11 protein-coding genes are annotated in these 14,753 nt (G+C 57.9%); 5 read left to right on the top strand and 6 right to left on the bottom strand.

Annotated elements, in window-relative coordinates; genetic code table 11:
- Positions 1-251 precede the first annotated feature (251 nt).
- The gene (locus OKX01_RS03555) at positions 252-1,400 is read left to right on the top strand and encodes an aromatic ring-hydroxylating oxygenase subunit alpha (RefSeq protein ID WP_264672454.1); all 1,149 of its coding nucleotides are present in this window, start codon (positions 252-254) and stop codon (positions 1,398-1,400) included.
- Positions 1,401-1,553: 153 nt separating this feature from the next.
- Here the strand turns inward: OKX01_RS03555 and OKX01_RS03550 are convergent, their stop codons facing one another.
- The 3 genes from OKX01_RS03550 to ettA form a co-directional block, all read right to left on the bottom strand.
- Entirely contained in the window at positions 1,554-1,781 is a 228-nt protein-coding gene (locus OKX01_RS03550; protein WP_094195732.1) for a glycine zipper 2TM domain-containing protein, read from the bottom strand.
- Between the two features lie 125 nt (positions 1,782-1,906).
- Positions 1,907-2,443 (bottom strand): isochorismatase family protein, encoded by a 537-nt coding sequence (locus OKX01_RS03545; RefSeq protein WP_108728041.1) that lies wholly within the window; start codon positions 2,441-2,443, stop codon positions 1,907-1,909.
- A 10-nt stretch (positions 2,444-2,453) separates the two neighbouring features.
- The gene (gene ettA / locus OKX01_RS03540) at positions 2,454-4,127 is read right to left on the bottom strand and encodes an energy-dependent translational throttle protein EttA (protein ID WP_009455087.1); all 1,674 of its coding nucleotides are present in this window, start codon (positions 4,125-4,127) and stop codon (positions 2,454-2,456) included.
- A 162-nt stretch (positions 4,128-4,289) separates the two neighbouring features.
- Here ettA and OKX01_RS03535 point away from each other — a divergent pair, with 162 nt between their 5' ends.
- Positions 4,290-4,784, top strand: coding sequence for a hypothetical protein (locus OKX01_RS03535; RefSeq protein ID WP_264672453.1), 495 nt, complete (start codon positions 4,290-4,292; stop codon positions 4,782-4,784).
- A 117-nt stretch (positions 4,785-4,901) separates the two neighbouring features.
- On the opposite strand, the gene OKX01_RS03530 is transcribed toward OKX01_RS03535, so the two are convergent.
- Positions 4,902-5,825 carry a glycosyltransferase family 2 protein gene (locus tag OKX01_RS03530; protein WP_264672452.1) on the bottom strand — a complete coding sequence of 308 codons (924 nt, stop codon included), beginning with the start codon at positions 5,823-5,825 and terminating at the stop codon, positions 4,902-4,904.
- Between the two features lie 257 nt (positions 5,826-6,082).
- Entirely contained in the window at positions 6,083-6,211 is a 129-nt protein-coding gene (locus tag OKX01_RS03525) for a hypothetical protein (RefSeq protein ID WP_003803595.1), read from the bottom strand.
- Between the two features lie 225 nt (positions 6,212-6,436).
- Between OKX01_RS03525 and uvrA the strand changes: the two genes are divergently transcribed.
- Genes uvrA through OKX01_RS03510 form a run of 3 tightly spaced genes read left to right on the top strand, consistent with a single transcriptional unit; the run spans position 6,437 to position 13,882 of the window.
- The gene (uvrA, locus tag OKX01_RS03520) at positions 6,437-12,136 is read left to right on the top strand and encodes an excinuclease ABC subunit UvrA (RefSeq protein WP_264672451.1); all 5,700 of its coding nucleotides are present in this window, start codon (positions 6,437-6,439) and stop codon (positions 12,134-12,136) included.
- On the top strand, positions 12,109-13,221 hold the full coding sequence (pabB, locus tag OKX01_RS03515; protein ID WP_264672450.1) for an aminodeoxychorismate synthase component I: 1,113 nt from the start codon (positions 12,109-12,111) through the stop codon (positions 13,219-13,221). Before uvrA ends, pabB begins: the two co-directional genes overlap by 28 nt.
- 10 nt (positions 13,222-13,231) lie before the next feature.
- Entirely contained in the window at positions 13,232-13,882 is a 651-nt protein-coding gene (locus OKX01_RS03510; protein WP_094195726.1) for an aminotransferase class IV, read from the top strand.
- Here the strand turns inward: OKX01_RS03510 and OKX01_RS03505 are convergent.
- Complete coding sequence (locus OKX01_RS03505; RefSeq protein WP_094195725.1) at positions 13,859-14,659, bottom strand: ThiF family adenylyltransferase; 801 nt, start codon at positions 14,657-14,659, stop codon at positions 13,859-13,861. The two genes, OKX01_RS03510 and OKX01_RS03505, sit on opposite strands and share 24 nt — an antisense overlap.
- Between the last annotated feature and the right edge of the window lie 94 nt (positions 14,660-14,753).

The following is a 14,753-nucleotide window of genomic DNA, read 5'->3' as shown; positions in this document are numbered from 1 at the left end:
TGGCAATCAAACGCTTGCTGCTTAAAATGGCCATCCCATGCGGATGGCCATTTTCTTGGCGGCTCCCTATACCAAAAGCAAGGCGAAAAACACCTGTGACGGCTGGCGCAATGCGGCTAGGTGGCTAATAGATAAGGTACAATTTCGCCTTGGTAATCGGCCAGTTCCGATTTTTCTTCGCGCCAGAGATGGCAAGCAATGCCATCCAATGCCCCCAGAGGCCTGGCTTATTGACCCATGCGGAGGGAATCATGACCGAGCTCGGTCAGATGGCACGTCTTGTGCCCGCTCACCCCCAGCTTCCTGTTAGCGCCTATTTTGACCATGCTCTGTTCGAGCGCGAACAAGAGCGTATTTTTCAGCAGTCCGCCTTATACGTCGGTAATGAAAAACTCGTTCCCGAACCCGGCGACTGGCGCACCTTGATTCAGGAAAATGCCGCCCGTACGCTGATACGGAGCCACCACGGCGTAGAACTACTCTCTAACGTCTGCAGACACCGTCAGGCCCTGATGCTAGGTGGCATGCCCGGCCAACCTAATCAGGCCAACCACGGCTCCCTGAGCAGCACAGGAGGCAACATTGTCTGCCCCTTGCACAACTGGACTTATAGCGCCCAAGGCAACTTGCTGGCGGCACCTCGCTTCAAAGACAAACCCTGTCTAAACCTGGAGCGCTACCCCTTGCAGGACTGTCATGGCTTGCTGTTTGAAGGTCCACGCGATCCAGCCAAGGATATGGCCGCCTTATTCAGCCGCCCCGAGTTCGACTTTCAGGACTATGTGCTCGATCACGTCGAAATCCACCAGTGCAACTACAACTGGAAGACCTTCATCGAGGTCTATCTGGAGGACTATCACGTCGCCCCCTTCCACCCCGGCCTGGGTCAGTTCGTGACCTGCGACGATCTGGAGTGGGAGTTCAGCGACTGGTACAGCCTGCAACGAGTCGGTGTGCATCAGGCTCTGGCTAAGCCGGGCTCACCCACCTATCGCCAATGGCATGACAATCTGCTGGCCTACCGTCAGGGCGAAGCACCGGACTTCGGTGCAGTCTGGGTAACCTATTTCCCCACCCACATGATCGAGATCTACCCGCACGTACTGGTGCTCTCCACGCTGTACCCCAAGGGGCCGCAGGAAACCATGAATGTGGTGGAGTTTTACTACCCGGAAGACATCGTGGCCTTCGAGCGGGATTTTGTAGAAGCACAACGCGCCGCCTATATGGAGACCGCAGTAGAAGATGACGAGATTGCCGAGCGCATGGATGCTGGCCGCCGCGCCTTGATGGAACGCGGGGTATCAGAAGTTGGCCCTTACCAGTCACCACTAGAAGATGGCATGAAGCACTTTCACGAGTGGTATCGCTCCATGATGGATGAGGATGCGTACCGATAGATCCGGACATGCCTGTCAGAAATCGCGCACAGGCACAGCAGCAAACGCCTGTTGGACGCATCATGAAAAAAGCCTCAAGGTCGGGATCCATTCCCAATGCCTTGAGGCTTTTTGCTTCGGCGAGCGTGTCAGCTCAACCAAACAATCTTCAATTTAACGGTTCTTGCCGACCTGGTCGCCAATCACACCGCCAATCGCTGCGCCGCCCACAGTGCCCAGTACGCCGCCGCCAGTAATCACCGCCCCGGCCACGCCACCTACACCAGCGCCTGTAACGGCCCCCTTCTGACGCTTGCTCATACTATCCCAGGAAGAGCAGCCCGCCATCACGACGGCTAGAACCGTGGCCATACCTACTTTAGTGATAGTCGTCATTTTCATCCGTAAACCTCCGTGAAGTCTCCGTGCTTAACACGGCGTTAAAGTCTATCTTCACCCTATGGAGCAGATTAGTCCAGACCTGATTGTTAGGTAACGCAACAGATGTAATTCAGCTTTTGTTCAGTTTATTTAATCAAGGCCAGAACCTGCTTGAATGCGGGGTTAGCTGGCGTTTCCAGCCATTCAAACATGGCCATTTCGGCGCTAACGCGCTCCAGTCCGTGCATCGCCCAGCGATCCCAGGCGGCCTGGCGGGACTGGGGATGACGCGAGCCGACGCAATCGCCGACCAGTACCGGCTCATAACCACGCTCCATCAAACCCAGGCCAGTTTGTAACACACACACATGAGACTCTGTACCCAGTAACAAAACGCGCGTGCGTCCTACAGGCAAGGCTGGCAAAAAATCGGTTTCACGCGTGGCATCGAAATGGGTTTTATGCAGCACTTTGTCTATGTGGGGCAACAAGGCTGGATCAGTTGGGCCGATTTTCCCGGCCCAGTGCTCGGTTGCCAGAACCGGCACCCCTAAAAGGCGGGCCGCCTGTGCCAGCTTCCCGGCCCGTTCGACCAAGGCTTGGTGGTCTGCGATAGCGGGCAAGAGCCCGGTTTGCATATCAACAATCAAGACGAAAGACTGGTGGGCATTGAGCACAGGCATGGCACTTTCCTTATTTCAGGGACTTGTAGCGGATACGACGGGGTTTGGCAGCATCTTCGCCCAGACGTTTTTTCTTGTCTGCTTCGTATTCCTGATAGTTGCCATCAAAGAATACGACCTGCGAATCACCCTCGAAAGCCAGAATGTGGGTGGCGATACGGTCCAGGAACCAGCGATCGTGACTGATCACCATGACCGAGCCGGCAAACTCCAACAAGGCGTCTTCCAGGGCACGCAAGGTTTCCACGTCCAGATCGTTGGACGGTTCGTCCAGCAGCAAGACGTTGCCACCAGCAATCAGTGTCTTGGCCAGGTGCAAACGACCACGCTCCCCGCCGGACAGATTGCCCACGATCTTGTTCTGATCCGCGCCCTTGAAGTTGAAGCGGCCCAGATAAGCACGTGATGGCATTTCAAAGCGGCCCACCGTCAGCAGGTCAGCACCATCGGCAATCGCATCAAACACGGTTTTTTCATTGGCCAAGGCATCACGCGACTGGTCCACATACGCCAGCTTGACGGTCTGACCCAGCTTGACCGTACCCGAGTCCGGCTGCTCTTTACCAGCCAACATGCGGAACAAAGTGGACTTACCGGCACCGTTAGGGCCAATAATCCCGACGATGGCACCCGCTGGCACCTTGAAGCTCAGATTGTCGATCAGCAAACGATCGCCATAGCCCTTGCTGACATTTTCAAACTCAATCACCTCGTTACCCAGACGCTCGGCCACCGGAATAAAGATTTCCTGGGTTTCGTTGCGCTTCTGGTATTCATGCGAGGACAGTTCCTCAAAGCGGGCCAGACGGGCCTTGGCTTTAGCCTGACGTCCCTTGGGATTCTGGCGTACCCATTCCAACTCTTTCTTGATAGTGCGCTGGCGTGCGCTTTCCGAAGCCTCTTCCTGCTTCAGACGATCATCTTTTTGCTCCAGCCAGGAGCTGTAGTTGCCCTTCCAAGGAATACCGTGGCCACGGTCCAGTTCCAAAATCCACTCGGCAGCATTGTCCAGGAAGTAACGATCATGGGTTACTGCTACAACCGTGCCGGGGAACTGGCGCAGGAACACTTCCAGCCAGTCCACACTTTCAGCATCCAGGTGGTTGGTGGGCTCGTCCAGCAGCAACATATCGGGCTTGGACAGCAGCAACTGGCACAAGGCCACGCGGCGTTTCTCGCCACCGGACAGATTGGCAATGGACGCATCCCAAGGTGGCAGACGCAGCGCATCGGCCGCGATTTCCATCTGGGTTTCGATGTCGTCAGCACCGCTGGTCGCGGCGGCGGCAATAATGGACTCCAGCTCGGCCTGCTCTGCCGCCAAAGCGTCAAAGTCCGCATCGGGCTCGGCGTATTCGGCGTAGACCTGTTCCAGACGCTGGCGCGCCTCGAACACCTGGCCCAAACCGGCCTGCACAGCTTCGCGCACGCTGTGTTCGGGGTTCAGTTGAGGTTCTTGTGGCAGGTAACCGATCTTGATCCCCGCCATGGGGACGGCTTCGCCCTCGATCTCGGTATCTACCCCGGCCATGATCTTGAGCAAGGTGGACTTACCCGAGCCGTTCAGGCCCAGCACACCAATCTTGGCACCTGGAAAAAAGGACAAGGAGATATTGCGCAGAATCTGCCGCTTGGGCGGCACAATTTTGCCCACGCGGTTCATCGAATAAACGTATTGAGCCATATAAACCTAAAAGGGAAAAACAGGTCGTGTTCGGAAAACTGGGATTGTAGGCGTTTGGCGCCCAAAAGGCGCGCTTCTGTCTGGTCCAGAACGAAACACCCGGCCTGAATGCAGGCCTGTCTCAGGTAATATACTCACTTTTGCCGACAATCCAAAAACGCTATGTCCACACCTGACGCCCCTGAACTTGTATTTACCACTGAAGAGATCGAAATCCTGGGCCGCACTGCCGATGCGCTGAGCGCCTACCTGGGTCGCGCCGTACTGGCCGAGATCGTGGGCGCAGAAGAAACCGGCTTTGAATGGGTCATCTTTGCCATGCCCCTGGACAAGAACGAGGACGAAAGCGAATTCACAGTGGTTCAGGTCGGCGGCGCGCAGGCCCGCATCGTGGGCAACCGCGGTGGCCTGGACCCCAAGGACAATGCTGTCTACGCCTGCCGTTACCTGTGGGCCATCCAGTTAAGCGATGCCGAGCCCGTGCGCTTTATCAAAGTGGATGAAGAAGGCGAGGAAGTCGCCTGGACAGAAACCCTGGAAGAATTGCTGCCGTTCGCCTTGAGCGAAGATGCCTTTGCCCCCGAAGACGATACGGACGAAGACGACGACGATGATGACAGCCCGGAACCGGGTGTTCACGGTCATACCCTGCACTGATCGTGTCCGTCTCAATTGCCCAAATCTGATGTAAAAGCCAGGGGGCCGTGTTTTGACAACGGCCTACCTGTCGCATTGGTACGCCCCGCTCCCTGTAATACCTAGAGCCCCATAAGCTCAGGCCCGCCGCTTGTCGCGCAGATATAAAGCGACACCTGCCGGCCACATCAAAGCGACCAACAAATAAGAGGCCAGGCCTTTCAAGCCATAGCCTGGTGGTGGTTTGCGCCCGCTGGCGCGCAAGTGCAGCCCAAAGCGCGTGTAACGTGCGGCAGCCATCAAGAAAGCCTTGGGTTCGTAACGAAACCAGGGCAGGCACTTCACCACCGTATCCTGCGCCAGCAGCCACAAACCCAGTGCATGTTGCTGACTGGTCTTGCCTTGTACCGACAAAGAATCCGGGCTGTCGTGATAGACACGAAACACGGTATTTACGAAACGGTTTTTATAGCCTGCCCGGGCAATGGCACGCCATACCAGGCTTTCAGGCACAAAGCCTTCGATCTGATCGGGAAAGGGAAACTTGCGCAGCACAGCGGTGCTCAAACAGCCAAACTTTTCGCCCCGCACGTGGTAGCGAAAGCTCATGTCCAGGGAGCTGGCATCAAAGACATCCTGGGGAAACATATCCCCGACAACCTTGCCATCCGGACGCACACACAGACCGGTAATGCCTGCATAGCCTGTTCGCTCTGAGACGGGGATGTCGGCCCAGATCTGCGCCATGTCGTAGAGCGCATTGACCAGCAAGGTGTCATCACTGTCCAACGCGACGATCAGTTCTCCTTGGGCCAGGGCCACGCCGTGATTGAAAGCAGCCTTTTTGTGACGATTTTCCTGCCAGACATAGCGAATTGGAAAGGGAGCCTGCTGTTGCCAGCCCTCTACCAGCTCCCGTGTGCCATCCGTGGAGCCGTCATCAACCACAATCCACTCAAAGTCCTGACAGGTTTGCTCGCACAGTGAACGGTAGACGCGCTCCAGAGTGTGAGCGCGGTTATAACTGGGTGTCAGAACAGTGAATAAATGGCGCCATTCCATGAGCTAATGTCCCCAAAATATGCAATCAGCCGTTTTGATTATTATTACGGGCAACGCTTACTTCTGCATGAAGATGACACCATCATAAGGCAAGCTTCTTCTTGGACAAGGTACGATGTGCAACAGATTTTCCGAACTCGCAGAAAAATCAAACGCGCACAAAAAAACCACAGGCAAGCCTGTGGTTTTTTTGCTGCTGGCTGTGATTTCAAGCTGGAAAATCAGATTCCTGCCTGTCCACCGCCCAAGCCAGGCACTTAGACGCGCTTGACTTTTTCCAGCATTTTGAAAACGCCCTTGGGTGCGCGCACAAACAGACGTTTGAATGCTTTACCCAGGCAACGACGCTCCAGCGTGTTGCGGCGAGTGCGTTTGATTTCCGCCATGGTGATCTCCGATCTTAATGTAAGCCCTGCCGGATGATCCCGACAAAAGCGCAATAGCTAACCAGAAATTCTACCGTAATCCGCGTTAAGATACAAAGGCTAGAGTGAGCATCCCTGGCAACACCTTGCTGGCATATACCGCTCTGACTGGCGCATGAGGCCTGTTTGACAGGCCTTTTCGCTGCCGCTTTCCCACCCAGCCCTCTCCAGAAAGCCGACCTTGCCATGAGCTCAGAAATTCGCATTTTTGGCGCCCGCCAGAACACTCTGAAAAACCTGAATGTACGTATCAAAACGGGCGAGTTACTGGTTATTACCGGCGTTTCCGGCTCAGGCAAAAGCTCGCTGGCCTTTGACACCCTGTATGCAGAAGGTCAACGGCGCTATGTGGAAACCTTCTCTCCCTATGCACGCCAGTTCCTGGATCGCATGGACAAGCCCCAGGTCGATCGCATTGAAGGCATTCTGCCCGCCATTGCCATTGACCAGGTGAACCCGGTGCGCAACTCGCGCAGTACCGTGGGCACCATGACGGAGCTGAACGATTACATCAAGCTGCTGTACGCCCGTCTGGGCGAGCTGTATTGCCGCCAGTGCGCCCAGCCTGTACGCCGCGACAATGCCGACAGCATCGCCAAACAGATTCGCCAACTGGCGGTAGACCACGACGACCCCCGTCTGGTCCTGACCTTTGCCGTCAAGGTTCCGGCCAACTTCACGCAGCAAGAGATTGAAACCTTGCTGCATCAGCAGGGCTACACCCGCCTGCACCACGAAGAGACGCAGACCATCACGGCCAGCAGCACCAAGAAAGGCAAAAGCAGCAAAGCCGCCCCCACAGAACAAAAGCTTCTCTATGTGATCCAGGACCGTTTTCGCGTCAGCTCGGTAGAACCGGAACGTTTCATGGAGGCCATTGAAGCCGCCCTGCGTCATGGCCAGGGCAAGCTAACTGTCTATGCCTCGGCCAGTGCCGATGGCCCGGAAACCGCCTGGCGTTTCAGCCAGGGCCTGCACTGTGCCCAGTGCGATATTGAATACAGCACGCCGGTTGCCAGCACCTTCTCCTTCAACTCGCCCTTGGGCGCCTGTGAGTCCTGCCGTGGCTTTGGCCGGGTGATGGGGATTGATTACGGTCTGGTCGTTCCCGATCCCAGCAAAAGCCTGCTGGAAGGTGCGATCCGTCCGTGGCAGACGGCCAGCTACAAAGAATGTCAGGTCGAGATGGAACGCTACGCCCCAGCGGCAGGTGTCCGTTTGGGCGTGCCCTGGAAAGACTTGAGCCAGGAAGAACGCGACTGGGTGATTAATGGCACCCCGGACTGGAAGGGTGGCAATCAAGCCTGGAAAACCCAGTGGTACGGCGCCCAGCGTTTCTTTGACTGGCTGGAATCACGCGCCTACAAAATGCATGTGCGTGTGTTGCTGTCCAAATACCGCAGCTACAACACCTGCCCGGCCTGCGCCGGCTCTCGTCTGAAACCCGAAGCCAGCTTGTGGCGTGTGGGCGATCAGGCCGCCCCCGCCGATTCCCGCTACCCACGTTTCATGCCCGTGCATTCCAACTGGCTGCGCGAGCAACTGGATGCCATGCCCGGCCTGAGCGTCCCGGACCTGATGCGCCTGCCTATCGAGCACGTGCGCACATTTTTCCGTGGCCTGCACTTTGGCGACGCACGCGATGCGGCTATCGATCTGCTCCTGAAAGAAACGCTATCCCGTCTGGATTATCTGTGCGATGTGGGCTTGTCCTATTTGTCCCTGGACCGCCAAAGCCGCACCCTGTCTGGCGGTGAAGTACAGCGTATCAACCTGACCACGGCGCTGGGCACCTCGCTGGTGAACACCTTGTTCGTGCTGGATGAGCCTTCGATTGGTCTGCACCCGCGCGACATGCACCGCATTATTGAAGTGATGCACCGTCTGCGCGGCAATGGCAACACCTTGGTGGTGGTTGAGCATGACCCACAAGTGATGGTGGCTGCCGACCGTATTCTGGACATGGGCCCCGGCCCTGGCGAGCGTGGTGGCCAGATTCTGTTTGATGGTTCGCCCCAAGCCTTGCGCGGCGCGCAAACGCTGACTGGCCGCTACCTGAGTGGCGAGCTGAGCATCGAATCGCCCCGCCCAATGCCGGTGGCCGAGAACACGCCCCGCCTGCTGCTGGAAGACGTCAGCGCGCACAATCTGTGCCATATCTCCGTGTCCATTCCGCTAGGCCGTCTAGTCTGCGTGACGGGCGTATCCGGCTCGGGCAAATCCACGCTGATTCAGGACGTGCTCTACCCGGCCATCCTGAAACAACAAGGCAAACCGACCGAAGCCCCAGGCCCTTACGGCGCCTTGCTGGGTGCCGAGCAAATTGCCGAAGTGGTGATGGTGGACCAGACGCCAATCGGCAAGACGGCCCGCTCCAACCCGGCCAGCTATGTCGGTGCCTTTGACCCTATCCGCAAGCTGTTCGCCCAGGCTCCGCTGTCCAAAGAACGCAGCTACACGCCCGGCACCTTCAGCTTCAATAGTGGTGATGGTCGCTGCCCGACGTGTGGTGGCACGGGCTTTGAACATATCGAAATGCAGTTCCTGTCCGATGTGTACCTGCGCTGCCCGGATTGCGATGGCAAACGCTTCCGCCCCGAGGTGCTGGAAGTGCGTATCGAACACTTTGGTCGCAGCGCCTCGATTGACGAAGTACTGGACATGACCGTGCATCAGGCCATGGAATTCTTTGAAGGCCTGCGCGATGTGCAAACCGGCCTGGCGCCGCTGGCCGATGTAGGTCTGGATTACCTGAAACTGGGCCAGCCTGTGCCCACGCTCTCGGGCGGTGAGGCACAACGTCTGAAGTTGGCGGCTTATCTGGCCCAGGCTTCGCGCACTCGCTTGAGTCAAGTGAAGGTCGCCAAGAAAGGCAATCTGTTCCTGTTCGACGAGCCCACCACCGGCCTGCACTTTGACGATATTGCCCGCCTGATGCGCGCCTTCCGCAAGCTGTTGGCTGCCGGCCACAGCCTGCTGATTATTGAGCACAATCTGGACCTGATCCGCGCGGCCGACTGGATTATTGATCTGGGCCCAGAAGGTGGCGAACATGGTGGTCAATTGTTAGGTGCGGGAACACCGGCGGACATCATGGCCCTGGAGCACTCGCACACCGGCCATGCCCTGAAAGAGTACGAGCAAGCCACCATCGGTGCAGGCTCGGCTCTGTTCCAGGAACCTGCGGTGGACTACAAGGCCAGCTCGGGCGGCAGCAACGATGGCCAGATCGCCATCCTGAATGCGCGCGAACACAACCTGAAAAACATCTCGGTACACATCCCGCACAACACCTTCACAGTGGTGACAGGGGTATCAGGCTCAGGCAAATCCACCCTGGCCTTCGATATTCTGTTTAACGAAGGCCAGCGCCGCTATCTGGAATCCCTGAATGCTTATGCCCGTGCCATTGTGCAGCCAGCCGGTCAGCCCGATGTGGACGCGATTTACGGCATTCCGCCCACTGTTGCCATTGAGCAGCGCACCAGCCGGGGGGGACGCAAGTCCACCGTGGCGACCATGACGGAAATTCACCACTTCCTGCGCTTGCTGTACGTGAAGCTGGCCACCCAATACTGCCCGGACTGCCGCGTGCCCGTGGCCCCACAGACCGCCGAGCAAATCGCCGCGCAACTGCTGCGCGATCACAAGGGTGAGCATATTGGTTTGCTGGCTCCCCTGGTCACGGCCCGCAAGGGGTACTACACCGACCTGGCCAAATGGGCGCAGGGCAAGGGCTATACACATTTGCGCGTGGATGGCGAGTTCATCCCCGTCAACCCTTGGCCCCGTCTGGACCGTTACAGCGAACACACGCTGGAACTGCCGGTGGCCGACTTGATCATTGACCCTCGCCACGAACTGCAACTGCGCCAAGCCATACGCGAAGCGCTGGAACTGGGTCACGGCTCCTTTAGTGTGCTGGCTCCATTGACGCCATCAGGTTCCATGTCGCTGGAGCAACGCCGACAAGGTCAACCGCTGTCCAATGCCAGCCAGCAACATTTCTCCGTCAAACGGGCCTGCCCCTGCTGCGGCACCAGCTTCCCCGAGCCGGACCCGCGCATGTTCTCCTACAACTCCAAGCACGGCTGGTGCAAGGACTGCTTTGGTACGGGTTTGAAGCTGACTGGCTTCGACCAGGAACAAACGGGCGAGGAGAACAACTGGAACAACGGCTACGATGGCGAAGCGGTGGAATGCCCAAGTTGCCATGGTCAACGCTTGAACCCGGTCTCGCTGGCGTTTGAATGGCGCGACCAATCCATTGCCAAGCTGGCCGGTTTGCCCGTGGACGAGGCACAGACTTTTTTTGGCAACCTGAACATGAGTGGCCGCGAAGCCGATATTGCGCGCGACATTCTGAACGAGATACGTAGCCGTCTGGACTTCATGCATGAAGTGGGGCTGGGTTATCTGGCGCTGGATCGTGCTGCCCCCACCTTATCGGGTGGTGAGGCCCAGCGCATCCGTCTGGCCGCCCAGTTAGGCTCGAACCTGCAGGGCGTGTGCTATGTGCTGGACGAACCCACCATTGGCTTACACCCCCGCGACAACCAGATTCTGCTCAACGCCATGGCGCGTCTGGAAGGCAATGGCAACACGCTCGTGGTCGTTGAACACGACGAAGACACCATACGCCGTGCTCAGCACATTATTGATATGGGCCCCGGTGCCGGCAAACGAGGGGGTGAAGTCATCGCCCAGGGCACACTGGCAGAAATCGAGGCCAACCCCAATTCACTGACTGGCCGCTATCTGCGCGAACCACTCAAACACCCCATGCAGGCACGCCGCCCTGTTCAGGCCGATGTGCCCATGCTAACGGTACACGATGCCAGCCTGCATAACCTGAACAAGGTAAAGGCCGGTATTCCACTAGGCAAGCTCAGTCTGGTAACGGGCGTGTCGGGCTCCGGCAAATCCACCTTTGCCCGTGATGTACTGCTGGATAATTTGCAGCGCGTTGTCGGCAGCAAAGAAAAGCCTGTGTGGCAGGGTTGCGCCAGCATCAGCGGCTGGGAAAGCCTGGACCGCGTGCTGGAAGTGGATCAGACCCCGATTGGCAAAACCCCCCGCTCCTGCCCGGCCACCTACATCGGCTTCTGGGACGAGGTGCGCAAACTGTTTGCCAACACCAACGATGCCCGCCTGCGGGGCTGGAGCGCCTCACGCTTTTCCTTCAATACCGGCGATGGTCGCTGCCCTTTGTGCGAAGGCCAAGGCATGCGCACCCTGGAAATGAGCTTCCTGCCGGACGTAAAGGTGCCTTGTGACGCCTGCCACGGCCAGCGCTTCAATCCGGAAACACTGGCGGTGACCTGGCGCGATGTCTCCGCCGGCCAGCTTTTGCAAATGGATGTGGACGAAGCTGTTGAATACTTTGCCGCACATCCTAAAATATTGCGCCCGCTGCAATTGATGCAAAGTGTGGGCCTGGGTTATCTGACCCTGGGCCAACCATCCCCCACCCTGTCCGGTGGCGAAGCGCAGCGCGTCAAGCTGGTCAGCGAACTGGTCAAGGCCCGCCTGGACGAGGGCCTGACCCGTACGGGCCGCGCCTACAAGGCGCCGCATACGCTATATGTACTGGACGAACCCAGCGTGGGCCTGTCCATGGCAGATGTGGAAAAGCTGATTGTGGTGCTGCACCGACTGGTCGATGCCGGTCACACCGTGCTGGTCATTGAACATAATCTGGATTTGATTGCCGAAGCAGACTGGATTGTCGATCTGGGTCCCGAAGGCGGGTCGGGCGGCGGCAGGTTGGTGGTGCAAGGCACGCCAGATCAAGTACAAGCCAACCCTGCCTCGCATACCGGCATGGCCTTGGCGGAATTTTTAAAGGAACACGGCGCATGTATGGCCGATTTGAAGACAGACTAAAAGGCTATGCGCTGGAAATGCAGGGCTACCTGGGCCATATCCAGGCCCGTCGCCCTGAAGACTTAAGTACTGCTTTTGAACAAATCGAACAGGCTCGCCAGGCGGGCCACTGGGTGGCCCTGGCACTGGACTACGAACTGGCCGAACTGTTCGAACCCCGTCTACCCGCTCGTGATACTGCGCCACATGCGCTTCTGAACGCACTGGTATTTGAACAGGCACAGGAAGTGGCGTTATGGGATAGCCAGGCCACACCCGAGCTGACGGTCAAACTGCCAATCAACCAGCAAGACTATCGGGATGCGCTGGCCCAGGTTCAGCAGGGTTTGCAGGCTGGGGATTTTTACCAGATCAACTACACCATGCCCTTGAGCATTCAATCAGGCATGGCTCCGCGTGATCTCTATACCGCACTGGCCAGCCGCCACCCGGTGGCCTACGGTGCTTATCTGGATCTGGGTGATCGCCATATCCTGTCGCTGTCACCCGAGCTGTTTCTGGAAAAACGTGGGAACACCGTGCGGACCCGCCCCATGAAAGGCACACGCCCGCGCGATACCGACCCTGTTCAAGATCAGAAAAACGCCCAGGAGCTGCAAAGCAGCCTGAAAGACCGGGCCGAAAACCTGATGATTGTGGATTTGCTACGTAACGATCTGGGCCAAGTGGCCCGCACCGGCACCGTGCAAACCACCAGCCTGTTCGATGTAGAGCAATATGCCTCGGTCTGGACCATGACTTCCAGCATTCAGGCCGAAGTCGAGCCGGATTGCACACTGGAAGCCTTGCTACGCGCCCTGTTCCCCTGTGGTTCGATTACCGGCGCCCCAAAGCTGGCCGCCATGCAATGCATACGTCAGCTGGAGACGCAGCGACGCGGTATTTACTGTGGCTCGGTAGGCTACCTGAACCCTAACGGCGACCTGTCCCTGAATGTCAGCATCCGCAGTCTGGAGCTGGACAATCACGGCCAAGGAAGGTTTGGCGTGGGTGGTGGCATCGTTCTGGACTCGGACCCAGACCAGGAGTGGTTGGAGTGCTTGTGGAAAGCACGTGTATTGCAGGCCCCTGTAACACTGACTTAAAGGCAGCATCATGAGCCAAAGCAAACCTGAATTGATAGAAACCTTGCGGGTAGACGCAGACGGCCAGATCCCCCTGTTGGAACTGCATCTGGAACGCGTGGCGCGCAGTTGCGCGGAATTGGGCTACGACTGGGACGCACAAACCTGGCTGCAAGCCATGCATACGGCGCTGGGCCAGGCTCCCGTCAATACTCCCTTGCGGCTACGCATTCTGTGGAACGCAAAAGCCAGTGCGCAGGCCGAGGCGCAGGCCTTGCCCGCTCTGGAAGGGCCCTTGCAACTATGCCTATCCAAGACCCCTTTGCCGGCCCAGGACCCACTGCTCTCTCACAAAACCACGCATCGCCCCTGGTATCAGGACGCCGCTGCCCTGCTGGAAAAGCATCCCCAACTTTTTGATGTAATTTTTCTGGATACGCAAAACCGGGTTTGCGAAGGCAGCCGCAGCAATATCTATATCCAGGATGAGCAGGGCCACTGGTGGACGCCACCCGCACAAGGCTGGCTCCTGCCTGGTGTGCAACGACAGGCGCTCCTAAATAGCGGTCTGGCGCGTGAAACGGAGCTTTTTCTGGATGACTTGCTGCATGCACGGGCGATTCGTATTTCGAACGCCCTGCGCGGCTGGCAGAACGCCTTACTGGTTCAGAATCCGGTTTAAGGCGTAGTCGGCGGCCTGCATCCCCATGCTGGCCGTAATCGTCACTCCGGAGCCATAGCCTGCGCAGGCCAAACCTTGCAGGGCACCGTCTTCAGCCTGAGTCCAGTTTTGCGGCAAACGGGTTTCCTGCTCGAACCACAAGCAATCCACTCCCATGCGGGGTACACGCTTCAAGGCACGGCCCTGGGCATCGCTGCCACGCGCAAAGCCATGCTGCTTGCGCAGGATCTGCCGCAGTTTGCCTAACAGGGCATCGTGGCGTGCCACCGACAAATCTCCCCGGCGCAAGGTTAAAGGGTCGGTTTTTCCGCCCGCCCCGCCACAACTCAACAAGGGCACCTTGCACCGCTTGGCCTGCAAGATCAAGGCGATCTTGGCGCTGGCCTGGTCGGTGCAATCCAGAAACACGTCAGGGCGCTGTTCCATCAGGCTGGCCGCATTGTCCTCGGTGACAAAATCCTCGATCAATTGCAGTTGACAGTGTGGATTGATCTGCGCAATGCGCTGGGCCATGGCTTCAATCTTGGCCATCCCCAAGGTGCTATCCAGGGCAGGCAATTGGCGGTTGATGTTGGACTCGGCAATATTATCCAGATCAATCAAGGTGATTCGGCCCACGGCAGAACGGGCCAATGCCTCCACTGCCCAGGTCCCTACGCCCCCGATACCCGCCACCATCACATGGGCGGCAGCCAGACGCTCACGCGCGCCGGCTCCATACAAACGATCCAAACCACCGAAGCGGCGTTCGGCATCCATGTTGTGCTGCTCTGTCATGCAATCTGTCCATCACCGGCCCATGCGGCCAAACCCGTTCATTCTACGTCTAATTGCGCCTGCCCAGCCCCGGAAACAGGCCTTATGCCCTGGT

The sequence above is a fragment of the Alcaligenes sp. SMD-FA genome, from assembly GCF_025960365.1.
In the GTDB taxonomy this organism is placed as follows: domain Bacteria; phylum Pseudomonadota; class Gammaproteobacteria; order Burkholderiales; family Burkholderiaceae_B; genus Alcaligenes; species Alcaligenes aquatilis.
Note: the sequence above shows the minus strand (reverse complement) of the source record. Positions and strands in the feature narration are given on the sequence as shown.

What these genes read in the sequence shown, in the direction of transcription:
- pabB (WP_264672450.1), top strand. Translation starts at nt 12,109, where the DNA reads ATGTATGGCCGATTTGAAGACAGACTAAAAGGCTATGCGCTGGAAATG.
- OKX01_RS03510 (WP_094195726.1), top strand. Translation starts at nt 13,232, where the DNA reads ATGAGCCAAAGCAAACCTGAATTGATAGAAACCTTGCGGGTAGACGCA.
- OKX01_RS03505 (WP_094195725.1), bottom strand. Translation starts at nt 14,659, where the DNA reads ATGACAGAGCAGCACAACATGGATGCCGAACGCCGCTTCGGTGGTTTG.
- OKX01_RS03525 (WP_003803595.1), bottom strand. Translation starts at nt 6,211, where the DNA reads ATGGCGGAAATCAAACGCACTCGCCGCAACACGCTGGAGCGTCGTTGC.
- OKX01_RS03555 (WP_264672454.1), top strand. Translation starts at nt 252, where the DNA reads ATGACCGAGCTCGGTCAGATGGCACGTCTTGTGCCCGCTCACCCCCAG.
- ettA (WP_009455087.1), bottom strand. Translation starts at nt 4,127, where the DNA reads ATGGCTCAATACGTTTATTCGATGAACCGCGTGGGCAAAATTGTGCCG.
- OKX01_RS03550 (WP_094195732.1), bottom strand. Translation starts at nt 1,781, where the DNA reads ATGAAAATGACGACTATCACTAAAGTAGGTATGGCCACGGTTCTAGCC.
- OKX01_RS03530 (WP_264672452.1), bottom strand. Translation starts at nt 5,825, where the DNA reads ATGGAATGGCGCCATTTATTCACTGTTCTGACACCCAGTTATAACCGC.
- OKX01_RS03545 (WP_108728041.1), bottom strand. Translation starts at nt 2,443, where the DNA reads ATGCCTGTGCTCAATGCCCACCAGTCTTTCGTCTTGATTGTTGATATG.
- uvrA (WP_264672451.1), top strand. Translation starts at nt 6,437, where the DNA reads ATGAGCTCAGAAATTCGCATTTTTGGCGCCCGCCAGAACACTCTGAAA.
- OKX01_RS03535 (WP_264672453.1), top strand. Translation starts at nt 4,290, where the DNA reads ATGTCCACACCTGACGCCCCTGAACTTGTATTTACCACTGAAGAGATC.